This window comes from Halorientalis persicus, from assembly GCF_900110215.1.
Classification (GTDB): domain Archaea; phylum Halobacteriota; class Halobacteria; order Halobacteriales; family Haloarculaceae; genus Halorientalis; species Halorientalis persica.
The window spans coordinates 80,140-96,292 of record NZ_FOCX01000004.1 but is presented as its reverse complement, the minus strand read 5'-3'; the positions used below and the strand labels follow the sequence as shown (position 1 = coordinate 96,292).

At 65.6% G+C, this 16,153-nt stretch carries 17 protein-coding genes; 14 read left to right on the top strand and 3 right to left on the bottom strand.

Annotation, left to right across the window (positions count from 1 at the left end; translation table 11 throughout):
- Positions 1-146: 146 nt before the first annotated feature.
- Both BMX17_RS05960 and BMX17_RS05955 read left to right on the top strand, forming a co-directional pair.
- Entirely contained in the window at positions 147-1,409 is a 1,263-nt protein-coding gene (locus BMX17_RS05960; RefSeq protein ID WP_092658569.1) for a DUF7096 domain-containing protein, read from the top strand.
- A gap of 27 nt (positions 1,410-1,436) precedes the next feature.
- Entirely contained in the window at positions 1,437-1,901 is a 465-nt protein-coding gene (locus BMX17_RS05955; protein ID WP_092658568.1) for a type IV pilin domain-containing protein, read from the top strand.
- A gap of 175 nt (positions 1,902-2,076) precedes the next feature.
- On the opposite strand, the gene BMX17_RS05950 is transcribed toward BMX17_RS05955, so the two are convergent.
- The gene (locus tag BMX17_RS05950; RefSeq protein WP_092658567.1) at positions 2,077-2,700 is read right to left on the bottom strand and encodes a methyltransferase domain-containing protein; all 624 of its coding nucleotides are present in this window, start codon (positions 2,698-2,700) and stop codon (positions 2,077-2,079) included.
- Between the two features lie 173 nt (positions 2,701-2,873).
- On the opposite strand from BMX17_RS05950, the gene ahaH reads away from it, so the two are divergent.
- From ahaH to BMX17_RS05890, 12 genes are all read left to right on the top strand, one after another.
- Positions 2,874-3,206, top strand: coding sequence for an ATP synthase archaeal subunit H (gene ahaH, locus BMX17_RS05945; protein WP_092658566.1), 333 nt, complete (start codon positions 2,874-2,876; stop codon positions 3,204-3,206).
- Positions 3,193-5,460 (top strand): V-type ATP synthase subunit I, encoded by a 2,268-nt coding sequence (locus BMX17_RS05940; protein WP_092658565.1) that lies wholly within the window; start codon positions 3,193-3,195, stop codon positions 5,458-5,460. Before ahaH ends, BMX17_RS05940 begins: the two co-directional genes overlap by 14 nt.
- A gap of 199 nt (positions 5,461-5,659) precedes the next feature.
- Positions 5,660-5,932 (top strand): F0F1 ATP synthase subunit C, encoded by a 273-nt coding sequence (locus tag BMX17_RS05935; protein WP_092658564.1) that lies wholly within the window; start codon positions 5,660-5,662, stop codon positions 5,930-5,932.
- Positions 5,933-5,953: 21 nt separating this feature from the next.
- The gene (locus BMX17_RS05930) at positions 5,954-6,538 is read left to right on the top strand and encodes a V-type ATP synthase subunit E (protein ID WP_092658563.1); all 585 of its coding nucleotides are present in this window, start codon (positions 5,954-5,956) and stop codon (positions 6,536-6,538) included.
- The gene (locus BMX17_RS05925) at positions 6,535-7,599 is read left to right on the top strand and encodes a V-type ATP synthase subunit C (protein ID WP_092658562.1); all 1,065 of its coding nucleotides are present in this window, start codon (positions 6,535-6,537) and stop codon (positions 7,597-7,599) included. The genes BMX17_RS05930 and BMX17_RS05925 overlap by 4 nt, the downstream gene beginning before the upstream one ends.
- On the top strand, positions 7,596-7,922 hold the full coding sequence (locus tag BMX17_RS05920) for a V-type ATP synthase subunit F (protein WP_092658561.1): 327 nt from the start codon (positions 7,596-7,598) through the stop codon (positions 7,920-7,922). The genes BMX17_RS05925 and BMX17_RS05920 overlap by 4 nt, the downstream gene beginning before the upstream one ends.
- A 3-nt stretch (positions 7,923-7,925) precedes the next feature.
- Positions 7,926-9,686 carry an ATP synthase subunit A gene (locus tag BMX17_RS05915; RefSeq protein ID WP_092658560.1) on the top strand — a complete coding sequence of 587 codons (1,761 nt, stop codon included), beginning with the start codon at positions 7,926-7,928 and terminating at the stop codon, positions 9,684-9,686.
- Positions 9,686-11,107: an ATP synthase subunit B gene (locus tag BMX17_RS05910; protein WP_092658559.1), complete on the top strand. Its 1,422-nt coding sequence runs from the start codon at positions 9,686-9,688 to the stop codon at positions 11,105-11,107. Before BMX17_RS05915 ends, BMX17_RS05910 begins: the two co-directional genes overlap by 1 nt.
- Positions 11,108-11,259: 152 nt before the next feature.
- The gene (locus BMX17_RS05905) at positions 11,260-11,952 is read left to right on the top strand and encodes a V-type ATP synthase subunit D (protein WP_092658558.1); all 693 of its coding nucleotides are present in this window, start codon (positions 11,260-11,262) and stop codon (positions 11,950-11,952) included.
- Positions 11,953-11,991: 39 nt separating this feature from the next.
- Positions 11,992-12,384, top strand: a complete 393-nt coding sequence (locus BMX17_RS05900; protein WP_092658557.1) for a DUF6276 family protein — start codon at positions 11,992-11,994, stop codon at positions 12,382-12,384.
- Between the two features lie 132 nt (positions 12,385-12,516).
- Entirely contained in the window at positions 12,517-13,110 is a 594-nt protein-coding gene (locus tag BMX17_RS05895; RefSeq protein WP_092658556.1) for a LemA family protein, read from the top strand.
- Complete coding sequence (locus BMX17_RS05890; RefSeq protein WP_092658555.1) at positions 13,110-13,859, top strand: hypothetical protein; 750 nt, start codon at positions 13,110-13,112, stop codon at positions 13,857-13,859. Before BMX17_RS05895 ends, BMX17_RS05890 begins: the two co-directional genes overlap by 1 nt.
- Here BMX17_RS05890 and BMX17_RS05885 read toward each other — a convergent pair.
- A complete protein-coding gene (locus tag BMX17_RS05885; protein ID WP_092658554.1) occupies positions 13,848-14,759 on the bottom strand; it encodes a hypothetical protein in 912 nt (303 codons plus the stop codon). The two genes, BMX17_RS05890 and BMX17_RS05885, sit on opposite strands and share 12 nt — an antisense overlap.
- Positions 14,760-14,881: 122 nt before the next feature.
- A complete protein-coding gene (prf1, locus tag BMX17_RS05880) occupies positions 14,882-16,135 on the bottom strand; it encodes a peptide chain release factor aRF-1 (RefSeq protein ID WP_092658553.1) in 1,254 nt (417 codons plus the stop codon).
- Positions 16,136-16,153 lie beyond the last annotated feature (18 nt).

Genomic DNA, 16,153 nt, shown 5'->3' with positions numbered 1-16,153 from the left:
TGAAAAAACGTCAGGAGCGGCTGTGAAAGGTCTAAGCGGCGCTCATACGGCGATGGAAAGATAGTCTCAGTAACAGATGTCGGGGATCGACGGCGAGAGTCGGTCGGGTTTTTTGTAGTCGCACCTCCATGTGGCAGGTACTCGCTATGCGATACGCACTCCCCGCGCTCGTGGTCGTGTTCGTCGTCACCGCGGCGGTGACCGGCGGCACGCCAGCCCTCTCCCCCGAGCCACAGTCGACCACGGCGACACAGGCCACGCCCGACGCCGTCGCCGCTCCCGTCACGGCGACGGAGAACACGAGTAGCTACCTGGAACTCCCCACTGGAGACAGGCGGAGCCGGATCGGCAACGTGTCGCTCGATCTCGGCGCTGCGGCGGCCGCCGACAGCACGAGACTGCGGGAGACGTTCACCAGCGAGACGGAAGTCGAGCAGTTCCGCGCCGCACCCAACTCGTCGGCCAAGACCGCCGTCCTTCGAGAGACGGCGTCGAGCCTCAGAAACAGGACGAACGCGCTACGCCAGTACCAGCGGCGCACCATCCAGCAGTTCGACGACGGGCAGATCTCGGCCACGGTCGTGTTCAGACGGTTCGCAGTGATCGATTCCCGCGCTCGAGCGATCGAAGAGAGTGCGGTCCGCATCCAGGGTCTCGCCCAGTTCACGCCACAGTACACCGTCCCGTTCGAGATCGACAATCGGTTCAGCGACGCCAGACAGCGGGCCGGATTGTACTACACCGACCCGCGGCAGAGTATCCGGGCGTCACTCGTCGGCACGCGAAATACGAAGCAGTTCCTGGTCCAGACCGGCGGTAGCGGTGTCGTTCTGGCGAGTACCGACAGCCGCCGGCAGACGTACCTTCGTGAATCGTTCATCGACAACCGGTTCCAGCAGGGCGGTTCCGATCGGTTCGACGGTGACATCACCACGGCAATCGACTTCGTGTACGACCTGTACCCGTGGGCCGCCAGGGACAGCAATCAGCGCAACGACGACATCGACTCGATACTCGACGGCGTGTATCAGGCCAGCTTCGACCACAAGCACGGTGAGTTACTGACCTATCTCGACGGCTCGAACGCGGAGATCTTCATGGAGGTACAGAACAAGCGGCTGTCGAGGCTCCCGGTCAGCGACACCATCACCGCCGAGAACGAGAGCGCCGACCTCGCCGTCGAGGCGAACCTGACGCACCCGACCGGCCCGATGGAACTCACGGTCCGAAACACGGCGACCGACGCCCCCGTCGACGCGCGGATCAAGATCGACGGTCAGTTCGTCGGCACGACCGGCGTCGACGGCCGTCTCTGGACGGTACAGACCGAAGACACCACAGCGATCGAGGCCGTCGCCGGCGAGGACCGCGTCACGCTCACCGCCACCACCGCGGCCGCCGGAGGTTGAAGTAGGAAGCCGGGACCACCGGCCGGCGTGTCGACCCGCGCGCTCGGTTCCGTCGTCGGCGTCGTTCTGTTGCTCGCGGTCGCCGTCCTCACAGCCGCCGCCGTCGGACTGACCGCACTCGGCGCGGCACCGCCCGACGACGGCCCGACCCGGGCCACTTTCGATCTCCGAGTCGACGCCGACGCGGACCGGCTCACCCTCGTCCACCGCGGCGGCGACACCGTTGCCGTGTCCGACCTGCGCGTCCGCCTTCGGATCGACGGCCGTCCGCTCGCCCACCAGCCGCCGGTCCCCTTCTTCGCCGCCACCGGCTTCGAGTCGGGCCCCACCGGCCCGTTCAACACCGCCGCCGACGGCGACTGGCAGGCCGGCGAGCGCACGAGCCTCCGGCTGGCCGGCACGAACGATCCGGCGCTGGACCCAGGGTCACAGGTGAGCGTCGCACTCTATCTCGGCGAGCGGAAACTGGCAGAACTGGAGACGACAGCCTGAGCGGCCCGAATACGGACGCTACTCCGGCACCGTCGCCACCGTCGTGATCGCGATCTCCGGGTTGTAGTCCCACCTTTTTCGCCTCGGGTCGTTCGCTGCGCTCACGACCACTCGGCGAAAAACGTGGGCGAAAAACCCGAGCGCTCACGTCCTTCGCGCTCGGGCCCACACCCCGCTACTCCGGCACCGTCGCCACCGTCGTGATCGCGATCTCCGGGTTGTAATCGGGCCCCATCGTGTGGTGTTCGAAGTCGACGAAGCCGGCCTCGCGGAACATCCGGTCAGCCTCGCGCTCGTCGTAAAAGAGCATGATGGCGTCGGCGAGTCGCTGGAACACCGAGGAGTTGGGGTAATTGGGGCCAACGATCAGCACCTGGCCGCCTGGTTTGGCGACGCGGCGACACTCCTCGAGGGCGTCGACGGGGTTGGGCCAGTACTCGATAGAGCCCGAGGACCACACCACGTCGAAGGTGTTCTCGCGGAAGGGGAGCCGTTCGGCGTCGCCGAGGTGGAACTTCACGGGGCCGTCCCGTTTGCCGAACTTCTCGTAGGCTTTCTCCAGCTGGTGGGGGCTCTGATCGAGGCCGTACACCGTATCGACGCGGTCGAGCAGGCCCTCGGTCGCGAAGCCGGTGCCACACCCGATGTCGAGGACACGGTCGTCACGCTCGATGTCGAGCAGGTCGATGGACGCCGTACGCATCTCTTCGTTCCAGATGAACGGATTGATCTGGTCGTACACCTTCGAGAGGTACTTGTAGAAGAGCCGGGCCCGGGACTTGTTCTCGAGGACTCCCATTGGCTCGACGGTTGGGCGCTGAGAGTCATAATTCCCCGGATTTCCGGCCGCCAGCGGGACGGGTCGACGGGGCGAGGTGCCGTGAACGTGTCACACAGCTACGAACGGGTGGGTTGTGGCGGCAAACTTCGCAACTACCATATAGCCGCTTCTGTAATCTCCGGGTGATTCAAATGCCAAGGCCAGAGGTTCTCGATCGGATCAAAGAGACCGAGGAGGAGGCCGACGAAATCGTCGCCGAGGCCGAGCAGGAGGCCGACGCGACGATCTCCGAGGCTCGCGAGGAGGCCGAGGAGATCCGCCAGCAGGCCCGTGAAGAGGCCGAGGAGATGGCCCAACAGCGACTCGAAGACGCCAGAGAGGAGATCGAGGCCGAGCGCGAGGAGATCCTCGCGGCGGGCGACGAGGAACGCGAGGAACTCGAAGACCAGGCCGCTCAGCATCGTGACGAGGTGATCGAACACGTGACAGACCTGTTCGAGGAGGCGGTGCATGCTCAGACCTGAGCGAATGAGCCGGGTCTCGGTGACCGGCTCCAAACAGGTCATGGAGACCGTCGTCGAGACCGTACACGAACTGCGACTGGTCGATCTCAGCGACTACGACGGCGCGTGGGACGGCTTCGAGCCCGGCCAACCGGCCGATGGCGGCGACGAGGCCTCGGAGAAACTCGTTACCGTCCGCTCGCTGAAGTCCATCCTCGGCGTCGACGAGGCCGACGCCGGCCCGACCCGGCTGGTGACCGATGAGGCCCTCGACGAGGAACTCGAGGACATCCGCGAGGAAGTGAACGACCTCGACGACCGCCGGGAGGAACTGAAAGACGAACTCCGGACCGTCGAGGAACGCATCGACAGCGTCGAGCCGTTCGCGGCGCTAGGCATCGATCTCGACCTGCTGACCGGCTACGATTCGGTCTCGGTCGCCGTCGGGGAAGGTGACGCCGAGGCCATCGAGGCCGAACTGACTGGGGCCGACGGCGTGGCGGCCTTCGAGGTGTTCTCGGAGGGTGACGCCGTCGCCGTCTTCGTCTACCCCGAAGACGCCTCACCCACCGAACCCGGCACCGACCTCTCCGTGCAGGATCTCCTGGTCGGGGCCCGGTTCCAGGCCTACGAGATTCCCGACGCCGAGGGCAGTCCCGAGGAGTACATCTCGGAGCTGAACCACCGCAAACAGCAACTCGAATCCAAACTCGACACGGTCGAGGACGAACTCGAGGACCTGCGACTCGACGTGGCCGGCTTCCTGCTGGCCGCCGAGGAGACGCTGGCCATCGAGGCCCAGAAGGCCGAGGCACCGCTCTCGTTCGCGACGACCGAGAACGCCTTCGTCGCGGAAGGGTGGCTCCCGACCGACGAGTACGATCGCCTCGAATCGGCCCTTCGGCAGGCCGTCGGCGACCGCGTCGAGGTCGAGGAACTCGAACGCGCCGAGTACGACGACGACGGGCACGTCCACCACACGGAGGACGTGACCGAGGAACGCGGCGGATCGGGCGGAGCCGAAGTCGGCTCGCCGGTCAGCACCGAGTCGCCCGAGAGTACCGAGAGCGAACAGGAACAAGAGAAGGAAAAAGAGCCAGTCGCCGACGGCGGGTCGGTCACGATGGGCGACGACCAGCCGCCGGTCGTCCAGAAGAACCCCGGTGCCGCCAAGCCGTTCGAGGCACTGGTCGGGGTCATCAACCGACCCAAGTACTCGGAGTTCGACCCGACCGTTCTCCTGTTCCTGACGTTCCCGGCCTTCTTCGGGTTCATGATCGGGGACCTCGGGTACGGGATCCTCTACGTCGCGCTCGGCTACTGGCTGTACAGTAGCTTCGACAGCGACATGATCCGGAGTCTCGGTGGCGTCGGCATCTGGGCCGGTGCGTTCACCGCGATATTCGGGATCCTCTACGGCGAGATATTCGGCACTCACATGGTCGCAACGTACCTGTGGGGCGGTTCCGCGCCCATCCATAAGGGCCTCCAGCCGTACCACAGTAGCTGGGCGCAGGCCTGGCTCGTGTTGAGCCTGCTGGCCGGCGTCGTCCACCTCGCGATCGGGTGGATTCTGGACTTCATCCAGAACCTCCAGGGCCACGGCCTCGGCGACGCGATCGGCGAGAGCGGGTCCTGGCTGCTGATGCTCTTTGGCATCTGGGCGTGGATCTTCGGCGGTGCCTTCGGGAGCGCCCCCGGCCTGCTGTACGGATCCGGGAGCGTCTTCAACGGCAACCCGCTCCCGCTCGGGTTCACCGGCTTCCCGGACCCGGTGGGGGCCGTCGGCCTGGGTGTCTTCTTCGTCGGACTCGTCTTGCTGGTCCGGGCGGACCCGATCGAGACCGTCGAGTTCCTGAACGTGCTGGTCAACGTGCTGTCGTACACCCGGATCGCCGCGGTCTTGCTGGCCAAGGCCGCGATGGCCTTCGTGGTCAACCTGCTGGTGTTCGGCGTCTACATCACCATGGACCACGGTGACGAAGTCTGGCACTTCGGGATCGGCGGGATGCCCGAAGTCGGGTCGATGTCCCACGGCCACGAGGTCGTCGGCCACATGTTCGGCGGGCTAGTCCACTCGGGGATCGCTGGCGTCCTGGCCGGCATCCTGATCCTCGTGATCGGGCACATCCTCGTGCTGGCGCTGGGTGTCACGAGCGCCGGTCTGCAGGGTGTGCGTCTCGAGTACGTCGAGTTCTTCGGGAAGTTCTACGAGGGCGGCGGCCGGAAGTATATGCCGTTCGGCTACGAGCGGGAGTACACCGCCGAGGACTGAGTCCCCCCGTTTCCGCCGTCGGTCGCCGGTGTGAATGTTGACGGTATCACAACGCGCAGACGGTCGTCCGACCGAACGCCGAGGAGCCGTGAGACCGTCTCGCACGGCTCGCTCACGCACTGACGACGGTATTTGAGAAGTTTTATGGGGGCGCTAGGGCCATATCCGGTTGTTCGGAGAGCCACTTGAGGACCCAACTATGATCGAAGCACTCGAACTCACGACGGTGCTGGTAACGCTTCTTCAACAGGGCGGACAGACGGTAGAGGCAGCCCCTGCCATTCCGACCGGCGCGGCAGCCGCGCTGGCGGTCGGTCTGGCGGCGCTCGGCGCGGGCTATGCGGAGCGGGGTATCGGTGCGGCGGCCGTCGGGGCCATCGCCGAGAACGACGAGATGTTCGGTCGTGGGCTCATCCTGACAGTCCTGCCGGAGACGCTCGTGATCCTGGCGCTGGTCGTCGTCTTCGTCTAAACCGCCTTCCCATTTCTAACGATGAGCCTTGATACAGTTGCAGAGGACATACGGGAGAAAGCCCGCGCGCGTGCGGAGGACATTCGGTCCGAAGCGGAGGCCGAGGCCGAGGAGATCCTCGCCGAGGCCGAACGCGACGCCGAGGAGATCCGCAGCGAGCGCGAGGCTGACGTAGAATCGACTATCGAACAGGAGCGCGAACAGCGCCTCTCCAGCGCGAAGCTGGAGGCCAAACAGGCTCGCCTCGAGGCGCGCCGGGACGTCCTCGGCGACGTGCGGGAGACGGTCGAGGAAGAGATCGCCGGCATCGAGGGCGACGACCGCGAGGACCTGACCGCCGCGCTGCTCGAGGGAACCGTCGCGGAGTTCGAGGACGACGCGACCCTCGAAGTGCAGGGCCGGGCCGACGACGAGGAACTGATCGAGTCGCTGCTTTCGGAGATGGACTACGACGGGGAGTACGCCGGCGAGTACGACTGCCTCGGTGGCGTCGTCGTCACCAGCGAGGGGTCCCGCGTTCGGGTGAACAACACCTTCGACGCCATCCTCGAAGACGTCTGGGAGGAGAACCTGGGCGAGATCAGCGACGAACTGTTCGAGCAATGATCGACACCGAAAAAACGAGCGGCCCCGGGAACTACGAGTACGTGATCGCGCGGGTCCGTTCGCGCCGGGCGTCGCTGTTCGACGACGACGACTACCGGAAGCTGACCCGAATGGGACCGGGCGAGATCGCCCGGTTCATGGAGGAAAGCGAGTACGAGAGCGAGATGAACGCGCTCGGCGCGCGTCACTCGGGGGTCGACCTCATCGAGTACGCGCTGAACCGCAACGTCGCCAAACACTTCGAGGATCTGCTTCGCTGGTCGGAGGGCGAGCTGTACGGGTACATCGCCCGCTACCTCCGGAAGTTCGACGTCTGGAACGTCAAGACGATCGTCCGCGGGAAATACTCCGGCGAGAGCCGCGAGAACGTCGAGACCGACCTCATCAGGGCCGGCGAGTTCGACGAGGGACTGCTGGACGAGTTGCTGGCGGCCGGCTCGATCCAGGGCGTGATCGAACGCCTCGACTCGACGCGATACGGCGACGCGCTCGCAGCGGCCTACGAGGAGTACGAGGAGACCGACGTGCTGGTGCCAATCGAGAACGCCCTCGACCGGGCGTTCTACGAGGATCTGCTGACCGGGCTCCCGACCGAACCCAGTCGGCCGATGGAGCTGTACGTCGAGTTCCTCAGCGCGGAAGTCGACTTCCGGAACCTCCGGAACGCCTTCCGGATCGCCCGGAGCGGTGCGGACATGGAGGCCGCCGAGTACTACATCGAGGGCGGGGATCTGTTCACCCCGGCCGAGATCCGCCAGCTGGCCGGCGACATGGATCGGCTGGTCGAGCACGTCCGGCAGAGCCGCTACGGCGAGGAGTTGCGCGACGGGCTCGACGCACTCGAGGAGGCCGGGAGCCTGCTGGAGTTCGAGCGCGCCGTCGACGCGGCACTGCTGGAGTACTCCCGGCGGCTGTCGAGCCGGTATCCGCTGTCGATCTGTCCGGTCCTGGCGTACGTACTCGCAAAGGAGCGGGAGGTCGACAACATCCGCGCGATCGCCCGCGGCCGTGAAGGTGGCCTCTCACAGGAAGAGATCGAGAACGAACTGGTGATACTATGAGCCAGGAGATCGCGGTGATCGGCAGCCCGGACTTCACGACGGGCTTCCGGCTGGCCGGCGTCCGCAAGTTCGCGGACGTGACCGAGGACGAGAAGGCGGCCGAGCTGGACGACGCAGTGCAGGGGATGCTCACCGACGACGAGGTCGGCATCCTCGTGATGCACGAGGACGATCTGGAGCATCTCTCGCGAGGCGTCCGCAACGACGTCGAGACCAGCGTCGAACCGGTGCTCGTCACCCTCGGCGGCGAGGGTGCCGGCAGCGGCGGCCTGCGCGAGCAGATCAAACGAGCTATCGGTATCGACCTCATGGAGGAAGATTAGATTATGAGTCAAGCGACAGAATCCGACGTCCGCGAAGACGGACAGATCGAGAGCGTAAGCGGTCCCGTCGTGACGGCGGTAGACCTCGACGCGAAGATGAACGACGTGGTCTACGTCGGTCACGAGGGACTGATGGGCGAAGTCATCGAGATCGAGGGCAACATCACGACCATCCAGGTCTACGAGGAGACCTCCGCGGTCTCCCCGGGCGAACCCGTCGAGTCGACGGGCGCGCCCCTCAGCGTCGACCTCGGACCCGGAATGCTCGACGCCATCTACGACGGCGTCCAGCGGCCCCTCGACGTGCTCGAAGAGAAGATGGGCAGTGCGTTCCTCGACCGCGGTGTCGACGCGCCGGGGATCGACCTGGAGAAGACCTGGGAGTTCAACCCCGAGGTCGCCGAAGGCGACGAAGTCGGTCCCAACGACATCGTCGGGATCGTGCCCGAGACGCCCAGCATCGACCACAAGGTGATGGTGCCCCCCGACTACGAGGGCGGGGAAGTCGTCGACGTACAGTCGGGCGACTACACCGTCGAGGACACCGTCGTCGAACTGGACAACGGCGAGGAGATTACGATGCACCAGGAGTGGCCCGTCCGCTCCCAGCGCCCCGCCGACGAGAAACAGACCCCGACGACCCCGCTGGTCTCGGGCCAGCGCATCCTCGACGGTCTGTTCCCCATCGCGAAGGGTGGGACGGCCGCGATTCCCGGTCCGTTCGGCTCCGGGAAGACGGTCACCCAGCACCAGCTCGCCAAGTGGGCCGACGCGGACATCGTCGTCTACGTCGGCTGTGGCGAGCGTGGCAACGAGATGACAGAAGTGATCGAGGACTTCCCGGAACTGGAAGACCCCACGACCGGGAACGCGCTGATGGACCGGACGTGCCTCATCGCGAACACCTCGAATATGCCCGTGGCAGCCCGTGAGTCCTGTATCTACACCGGGATCACCATCGCGGAGTACTTCCGGGACATGGGCTACGACGTGGCGCTGATGGCCGACTCCACCTCACGGTGGGCCGAGGCCATGCGGGAGATCTCCTCGCGGCTGGAGGAGATGCCCGGCGAGGAGGGGTACCCGGCGTACCTGGCCGCCCGCCTCGCGGAGTTCTACGAGCGGGCCGGCTACTTCCAGAACATCAACGGCACCGAGGGCTCGGTCTCGGCGATCGGCGCGGTCAGCCCGCCGGGCGGAGACTTCTCGGAGCCGGTCACCCAGAACACCCTGCGGATCGTCAAGACGTTCTGGGCGCTGGACGCCGACCTCGCGGAGCGTCGGCACTTCCCGGCGATCAACTGGAACGAGTCCTACTCGCTGTACCGGGATCAGCTCGACCCGTGGTTCGAGGACAACGTCGCGGGCGACTGGGCCGAACAGCGCCAGTGGGCCATCGACGTACTCGACGAGGAGACGGAACTGCAGGAGATCGTCCAGCTCGTCGGGAAGGACGCCCTGCCGGAGGATCAACAGCTGACGCTGGAGATCGCACGCTACCTGCGTGAAGCCTGGCTCCAGCAGGACGCGTTCCACGACACCGACACCTTCTGTGAGCCCGAGAAGACCTACGCCATCCTCGGTGCCATCAAGACCCTCAACGACGAGGCCTTCGAGGCGCTCGAGGCCGGCGTTCCGGTCGAGGAGATCACGGACATCGACGCCGCGCCGCGGCTCAACCGTATCGGTGTGCAGGAAGAGTGGGAAGCGTACGTCGAGGAACTGGAAGACGACATGACCGAACAGCTCAGGGAGCTCTACTAATGCAGAAAGAATACCAGACCATCACGGAGATCAGCGGTCCGCTAGTGTTCGCCGAGGTCGACGAACCCGTCGGGTACGACGAGATCGTCGAGATCGAGACCGGCGACGGCGAGACCCGTCGCGGCCAGGTACTCGAGAGCACGAGCGAGTTCGTCGCGATCCAGGTGTTCGAGGGAACCGAAGGGATCGACCGGAACTCGTCGGTCCGCTTCCTCGGTGAGACCATGCAGATGAAGCTCACCGAGGACCTGCTCGGGCGCGTCCTTTCAGGGACCGGTGAGCCCATCGACGGCGGCCCCGAGATCGAACCGGACGAGGAACGACCGATCGTCGGCGAGGCGATCAACCCCTACTCCCGGGAGTACCCCGAGGAGTTCATCCAGACCGGCGTCTCCGCCATCGACGGTATGAACACGCTGGTCCGGGGCCAGAAGCTCCCGATCTTCTCGGCGTCGGGACTGCCCCACAGCGACCTCGCACTCCAGATCGCCCGGCAGGCGACCGTGCCGGAAGAGGAGGAGGGCGACGACGACGAAGGGTCGGAGTTCGCAGTGATCTTCGGCGCGATGGGTATCACCCAGGAGGAGGCCAACGAGTTCATGGACGACTTCGAGCGCACCGGCGCGCTGGAACGCTCGGTCGTCTTCATGAACCTCGCGGACGACCCCGCGGTCGAGCGGACGGTCACGCCGCGACTCGCGCTGACCACCGCCGAGTACCTCGCCTTCGAGAAGGACTACCACGTCCTCGTCATCCTGACGGACATGACCAACTACTGTGAGGCACTGCGCGAGATCGGTGCCGCACGGGAGGAGGTCCCCGGCCGCCGTGGCTACCCCGGGTACATGTACACGGACCTGGCCCAGCTCTACGAGCGGGCCGGCCGTATCGAGGGCAAGGAGGGCTCTGTCACGCAGATCCCGATCCTGACGATGCCCGGCGACGACGACACCCACCCGATCCCGGACCTGACGGGTTACATCACGGAGGGACAGATCTACGTCGACCGTGACCTCAACAGTCAGGGTGTCGAACCGCCGGTCAACGTCCTGCCCAGCCTCTCGCGGCTGATGGACGACGGGATCGGCGAGGGCCTGACCCGCGAGGACCACGGTGACATCTCCAACCAGATGTACGCCGCCTACGCGGAAGGTGAGGACCTGCGCGACCTCGTGAACATCGTCGGCCGCGAGGCCCTCTCGGAACGTGACAACCTCTATCTCGACTTCGCCGACCGCTTCGAGGAGGAGTTCGTCCAGCAGGGCTTCCAGACGAACCGCGACCTCGAAGAGACGCTGGACCTGGGCTGGGAACTGCTCTCGATGTTCCCCAAAGAAGAGCTCAACCGCGTCGACGAGGACCTCATCGAGGAACACTACGTCGAGGGCGAGTCGGCCGAAACCGTCGAAGCCGAGGAGTAACCGTCTTCGTTCCACTTTTCGTATCTTTCGCGGCGTCGGACGATCACGGCCCGAATCGAGACGGGGGTCCGCGGTTCGGAGGCGAGCGGCCGTCGTTCCCGCGTGCGCGCGGTCTGTAAAGAGTTAACCGCCTGGGTCGGTAACGCCCGGTAATGGCTAAGGACGTCAAACCGACCCGGAAGAACCTCATGGCGATCGAGGACCGGATCGAACTCTCCGAGCAGGGTCACGACACGCTCGAGAAGAAGCGTGACGGCCTCATCATGGAGTTCATGGACATTCTGGACCAGGCCCAGGACGTGCGCTCGGACCTCAACGAGAACTACGAGCAGGCCCAGCGCAAGATCAACATGGCCCGCGCGATGGAGGGCGACGTGGCCGTGCGAGGGGCGGCCGCCGCGCTGAAGGAACACCCGGAACTCACGACTGAATCGAAGAACATCATGGGCGTGGTCGTCCCCCAGATCGAGTCCTCCAAGGTCAAAAAGAGCCTCGACGAGCGGGGCTACGGCGTCCTCGGGACGAGCGCGCGCATCGACGAGACCGCCGAGGCCTACGAGGAACTGCTGGAGACGATCATCCTCGCCGCGGAGGTCGAGACGGCGATGAAGAAGATGCTCGAGGAGATCGAGACCACCAAGCGCCGCGTCAACGCTCTGGAGTTCAAGCTCCTGCCCGAACTCAAGGAGAATCAGGAGTACATCGAGCAGAAACTCGAAGAGCAGGAACGTGAGGAGATCTTCCGGATGAAAAAGATCAAGGCCAAGAAAGAAGAGGAGGAGAAAGAAGAACGCGAGGCCGAGGCGGCCGAGCAAGAGGCCGAGACCGTTCCGGCCGACGATTAATCGGGATAGCCTTTTCCGCTGGCCGGTCCTTTTGGAGTTATGAACTGTCCACACTGTCAGACGCCGCTGTTGCGGTTCCCGGTGGCCGACGAGTGGCGACCACACCTCCCGGAGGACTCGCCGGGCGCGGCGATCTGTCCGACCTGTCTCACACTCGAACCGGACCCGGAGCCGCCGTCGACGACGCCCGATTTCGGGGAGATCGGTGAGCCGTTCCCCGAGGGTGACGCGGCGGTACCGATGGTGATCGCGATCGGGCTGCTGGACTCGCTGGCGCTCAACCGCTCGGAGATCGCGGAGCTGTTCGCGGCGGTCGAGGAAGCCGGGACTGATCCACTGCTGGTGCTGGACCGACTCGCGACGACGGGGAGTGTCGACAGCCGAATCGACCTGCAGGGGCGGCGACAGCAGCTCGAACAGTTGCTGGAGTGACGGCTCGCCGCCGCCGGCACGAATGCCGGCGGGTGACACGTCTCGAAGACACCCCGGGAGCCGGGACGCCGCGAGTCGATACACGGAATCGAGGAAACTTTCAACTATCCTACCCGTAATCGTCCGGTAGGAATGGTCGATTTCGCCACCGTCGTGCTGGGATTCGGGCTCGTCGTGCTCGCCTACAGCGTCGTCAAGTACCTCGGGAGCGCACACAACAACGTCGTCGAGGCACACGAGCGCTGCGAGAAAGCGTGGAGCGACATCGACGTGCTACTGGAGCGGCGAGCGGGGGAAGTAGGGGACCTCATCGACCTGACGCGCGAACACGTCTCCCACGAACAGGACGTGCTGGAGGACGTCATCGAAGCCAGGGAGCGAGTGGTCGAAGCGAGCAATCCCGACGAGGCTGCGGACGCCGTCGTCGCGCTCCGATCGTCGCTGGACGAAGTGTACGATCTCTCGACGGAGTACCCGGATCTGGCGTCGAGCGAGCGGTTCGACGAACTCAGCGACAGCATCCGGACCATCGAACAGCGCATCGAGAACCGGCGCGAGCAGTACAACGACGCGGTCCGGGCGTACAACACGCGGTTGAAACGGGTTCCCGAGCGCTTCGTCGCAGATTACTACGGGTACACGTCCAAGACGCCGTTCGTGGCGTCGGCGTCGGCCCGCGAGGGCGTCGACGTGGGAGACCGACTCTCGCTGTCCGACGAGGACTGATGGTGTTCGCGTACGCCCTGTATCTGGGCCTGATCGGCGGGTCGTTGCTCGCGGTCCTGTTCGGGCTGGCCCGCGTCGGCGAGGGGTTCCGGCGGTGGCGGCAGGCGACCGCACTGCACGACGTCCCGATCGCGTCGCTCGACGCCGTCTCGATCGGCGAGGCCGCGGTGGTCGGTCGACTGGCGGGGGCCGAGCGGGACTGTGCCGTTCCCGTCGCGGACCAGCAGTGTGTCTGCTACGACCTCGAGGTGGTCGACAGCACCGACACGCTCCCGGTCCACGAGGAGCGGGAGGCGGCCAGACTGTTCGTGACGACCGACGAGGGGCGGATCCGGGTCGACCTCGACGGGTTCGAGTTCGACCTGACGGACGATCGGACCGGCTCCCTGTCGGTCAAGAGTTACGACGATCCGCCGGAGGGAGCCGTCGCGTTCGCCGAGGAACACGACCTGCCCGACCAGGGGATGCGCCGTGACCGGGAGTTCCGATACGAGTTCCTCCGGGACGGGGACGAGGTGTACGCCTACGGGACGGTCGAACCGGACCCGGAGCGCGAGGCCGGCGCGGGCGAGAAGGGGGTCGTGCTGGTCGCCGGCGACGACGGGTTCCTCTCGAACAAGTCCACGGCGACGCTCCTCCGCGAGCGACGGTTCACGCTGGCGAAGTCGGTCACCGTGGGGGCCGTCGTCGGGACCGGCGGCCTCGCCGCCTTCCTCTGGCTCACCGGCATCGCGCAGCTATTCCTCTAGCTCCTCGACGTCACCGACCAGCCCCAAATAGACGCCCTCGGCCAGCCCCCGGAGGACGGCGTGGACGAAAAACCCGAGGAGCAGACTCGCGACGGCCAGCCCCCACGTGATCTGGTCGGACGGCGAGCCGATCAGCGTCTCGTAGCCGCCGATCAGCGCGACCAGCACCAGCAGGACCGCGGCGAAGTACGTCAGGACGAGCCACCAGAACCGGACGACCCGATAGCCCTCGTGGATCGTCGCTCGCACCGAGCGCGGGAGCGAGGGGAGCTCCGGCAGCCACGGCAGTTTCGACCGCAGACCGCCGTCGTCGAGCGACTGCGCCCACTCGTGGTTGGCCCGGACGGAGTCGTGGGGGCCGACGATCCAGGCCGGCGCGGTCGGTGCCCACTCGTCGGACTCGTAGGCGGTTCGGCAGGTCGAACAGTACGACTCCGGGTTGCCGTCCAGTTCGGCGAGGGTCGTCACGTCGTCGACGACGCAGCCCTCGTGCCAGTCGCTGCCGTACAGCGCGCCGGCGACTGCCCGGGTCAGCTTCCCCAGCCGCTCCGTCCGCCGACCGTCGTCGGGGAGTCCAGCGGTGGACACGACGGCGGCCTCGCCGCCCTGGCGCGACAGTGTGAACTGCGTCTCGTCGTCGTGTCGCCAGATCCGCCGGTCCGTGACGGCGAGACACTGGTCCGCATCGACCTGATTCGCCACCTCCCTGACTGCCCGGTCGTAGTACATGATCTCGCCGTCTTCGAGCGCCTCCTCGGGTAAGTCGACCGGTTCGGTCCGAACCGTCGCCCCGAACGCGTCCTCGTAAGCGGTCGCCACCGTTTGCACTGCGGACTCGTCGGGCGTCCCCAACCGTCCCACGACGACCGACGGCCGTTCCCCGTGTGGAAACGTCGGCATCGGCGAGGAGTGGACTGCGCACTGCTATCAGTATTTCGACTTTATCGCTGAGCGACACGTCGAGAACAGTCCGTGATCGAGGCGGCGGGCGGGGCAGGCGTCCCGTGGAGCAGGTTCCGGGATCAGACGCCAGTGTCGTACCGGAGGATGCCGGCGACGCCGCCGAAGGCGTTCAGCAACTGTTCGCCTTTCTCGAAGTCGGTGGAGATGAACTTCGTCTCGGTGCCCCGTTGGTCGGCGATCTCCATGAGGTGGTCGATGAGGTCCTCACGCTCGGCGTCGTCGGCGGCGACGGTCTCGCCACAGCGCGAGCAGTCGTGATCGGGTGTGTCCTCGCGGCGCTCGACGACCTCGCGTTCCTCGTGACCGTTGGGACACTCGTAGGTGATCACGTCCTGGCGCAGGTCCTCGGAGATGAGCAGGCGGTCGACCGCGCCCATGATCAGGTTCTCGCGGGTGGCCTCGAACCCGTAGGTCGCGAGATCGCCGTCGTGGAGTTCCTTGAAGAACTCCTCCATCTCCGATTTGTCCTGCATCACCTCGTACTCGTCTAAGATGTCCTGGGCGGCGTCGACGAGATCGTAGAGGCCGGACTCGTCGGTGTAGGACACGTCGAACTTTCCCAGCACCATGTCCTGCAGTTCGTGGTGGAGGTAATCGCCGTCGAGGAACTCGTCTTTGGTCGGGGAGGGGCCGCCCACGAGGATGCCGTCCATCTCGTGGCGCTGGTCGACGAACAGGTCGTCGGCCATGCCGGCGACCTCCTGGTAGAAGTTGTCGATGGCTTCCAGCCGCAGGCGGGCGAATCGCTGTGCGGACTGGCCACCTTTGCGCTGTTTCCCGGGGACCAGCGACGAGGCGGACTTGACGGGTTCGACCCGTTTGCCCTTGAGCCAGCCGACGTTTGCCTCCCGCCGGTCCAGCACGATGAGGCCGAACAGCCCCTTGTCGCCGAGCATCTCCTCCAGCGGTTCGGTGAGGAAATCCGAATCGCAGTGGTAGCGGAACGACTCGATGGGCTGGGGCGGCGACTCCAGCACCTTCGTCACCATGTCGGTGCGGCCGCCGCCGGTGTCGATGGCACCGGAGAAGATGACCATCCCGTTGTCGGGCGGATACACGTCGTAGTAGCGCAGGCGGTCCTTGATCGAGGTCAGGGCGTCCTGCACGGCCGTCCGGGTCTGCTTGGACTTGATGTTGGATGCCTCGCTGTGTTCCTGGGTGACGTGTTCGACGACGGAGCTGATCTGGCGGTCGTCGGGGATGTAGATGGTGACCAACTGCGTCCCCGACCCCTCGTACTCCCGCAGGTCCTCGATGACCTTCTTGAACTCGTATTTTTGTTTGTCCGTCTGATCCTGCTCGGAGCTACTCATTACTCCAGTATAGCCGAA

Excerpts from the sequence above, each read along its gene's own strand:
- BMX17_RS05960 (WP_092658569.1), top strand. The coding sequence starts at position 147 with ATGCGATACGCACTCCCCGCGCTCGTGGTCGTGTTCGTCGTCACCGCG.
- BMX17_RS05950 (WP_092658567.1), bottom strand. The coding sequence starts at position 2,700 with ATGGGAGTCCTCGAGAACAAGTCCCGGGCCCGGCTCTTCTACAAGTAC.
- ahaH (WP_092658566.1), top strand. The coding sequence starts at position 2,874 with ATGCCAAGGCCAGAGGTTCTCGATCGGATCAAAGAGACCGAGGAGGAG.
- BMX17_RS05940 (WP_092658565.1), top strand. The coding sequence starts at position 3,193 with ATGCTCAGACCTGAGCGAATGAGCCGGGTCTCGGTGACCGGCTCCAAA.
- BMX17_RS05935 (WP_092658564.1), top strand. The coding sequence starts at position 5,660 with ATGATCGAAGCACTCGAACTCACGACGGTGCTGGTAACGCTTCTTCAA.
- BMX17_RS05930 (WP_092658563.1), top strand. The coding sequence starts at position 5,954 with ATGAGCCTTGATACAGTTGCAGAGGACATACGGGAGAAAGCCCGCGCG.
- BMX17_RS05925 (WP_092658562.1), top strand. The coding sequence starts at position 6,535 with ATGATCGACACCGAAAAAACGAGCGGCCCCGGGAACTACGAGTACGTG.
- BMX17_RS05920 (WP_092658561.1), top strand. The coding sequence starts at position 7,596 with ATGAGCCAGGAGATCGCGGTGATCGGCAGCCCGGACTTCACGACGGGC.
- BMX17_RS05915 (WP_092658560.1), top strand. The coding sequence starts at position 7,926 with ATGAGTCAAGCGACAGAATCCGACGTCCGCGAAGACGGACAGATCGAG.
- BMX17_RS05910 (WP_092658559.1), top strand. The coding sequence starts at position 9,686 with ATGCAGAAAGAATACCAGACCATCACGGAGATCAGCGGTCCGCTAGTG.
- BMX17_RS05905 (WP_092658558.1), top strand. The coding sequence starts at position 11,260 with ATGGCTAAGGACGTCAAACCGACCCGGAAGAACCTCATGGCGATCGAG.
- BMX17_RS05900 (WP_092658557.1), top strand. The coding sequence starts at position 11,992 with ATGAACTGTCCACACTGTCAGACGCCGCTGTTGCGGTTCCCGGTGGCC.
- BMX17_RS05895 (WP_092658556.1), top strand. The coding sequence starts at position 12,517 with ATGGTCGATTTCGCCACCGTCGTGCTGGGATTCGGGCTCGTCGTGCTC.
- BMX17_RS05890 (WP_092658555.1), top strand. The coding sequence starts at position 13,110 with ATGGTGTTCGCGTACGCCCTGTATCTGGGCCTGATCGGCGGGTCGTTG.
- BMX17_RS05885 (WP_092658554.1), bottom strand. The coding sequence starts at position 14,759 with ATGCCGACGTTTCCACACGGGGAACGGCCGTCGGTCGTCGTGGGACGG.
- prf1 (WP_092658553.1), bottom strand. The coding sequence starts at position 16,135 with ATGAGTAGCTCCGAGCAGGATCAGACGGACAAACAAAAATACGAGTTC.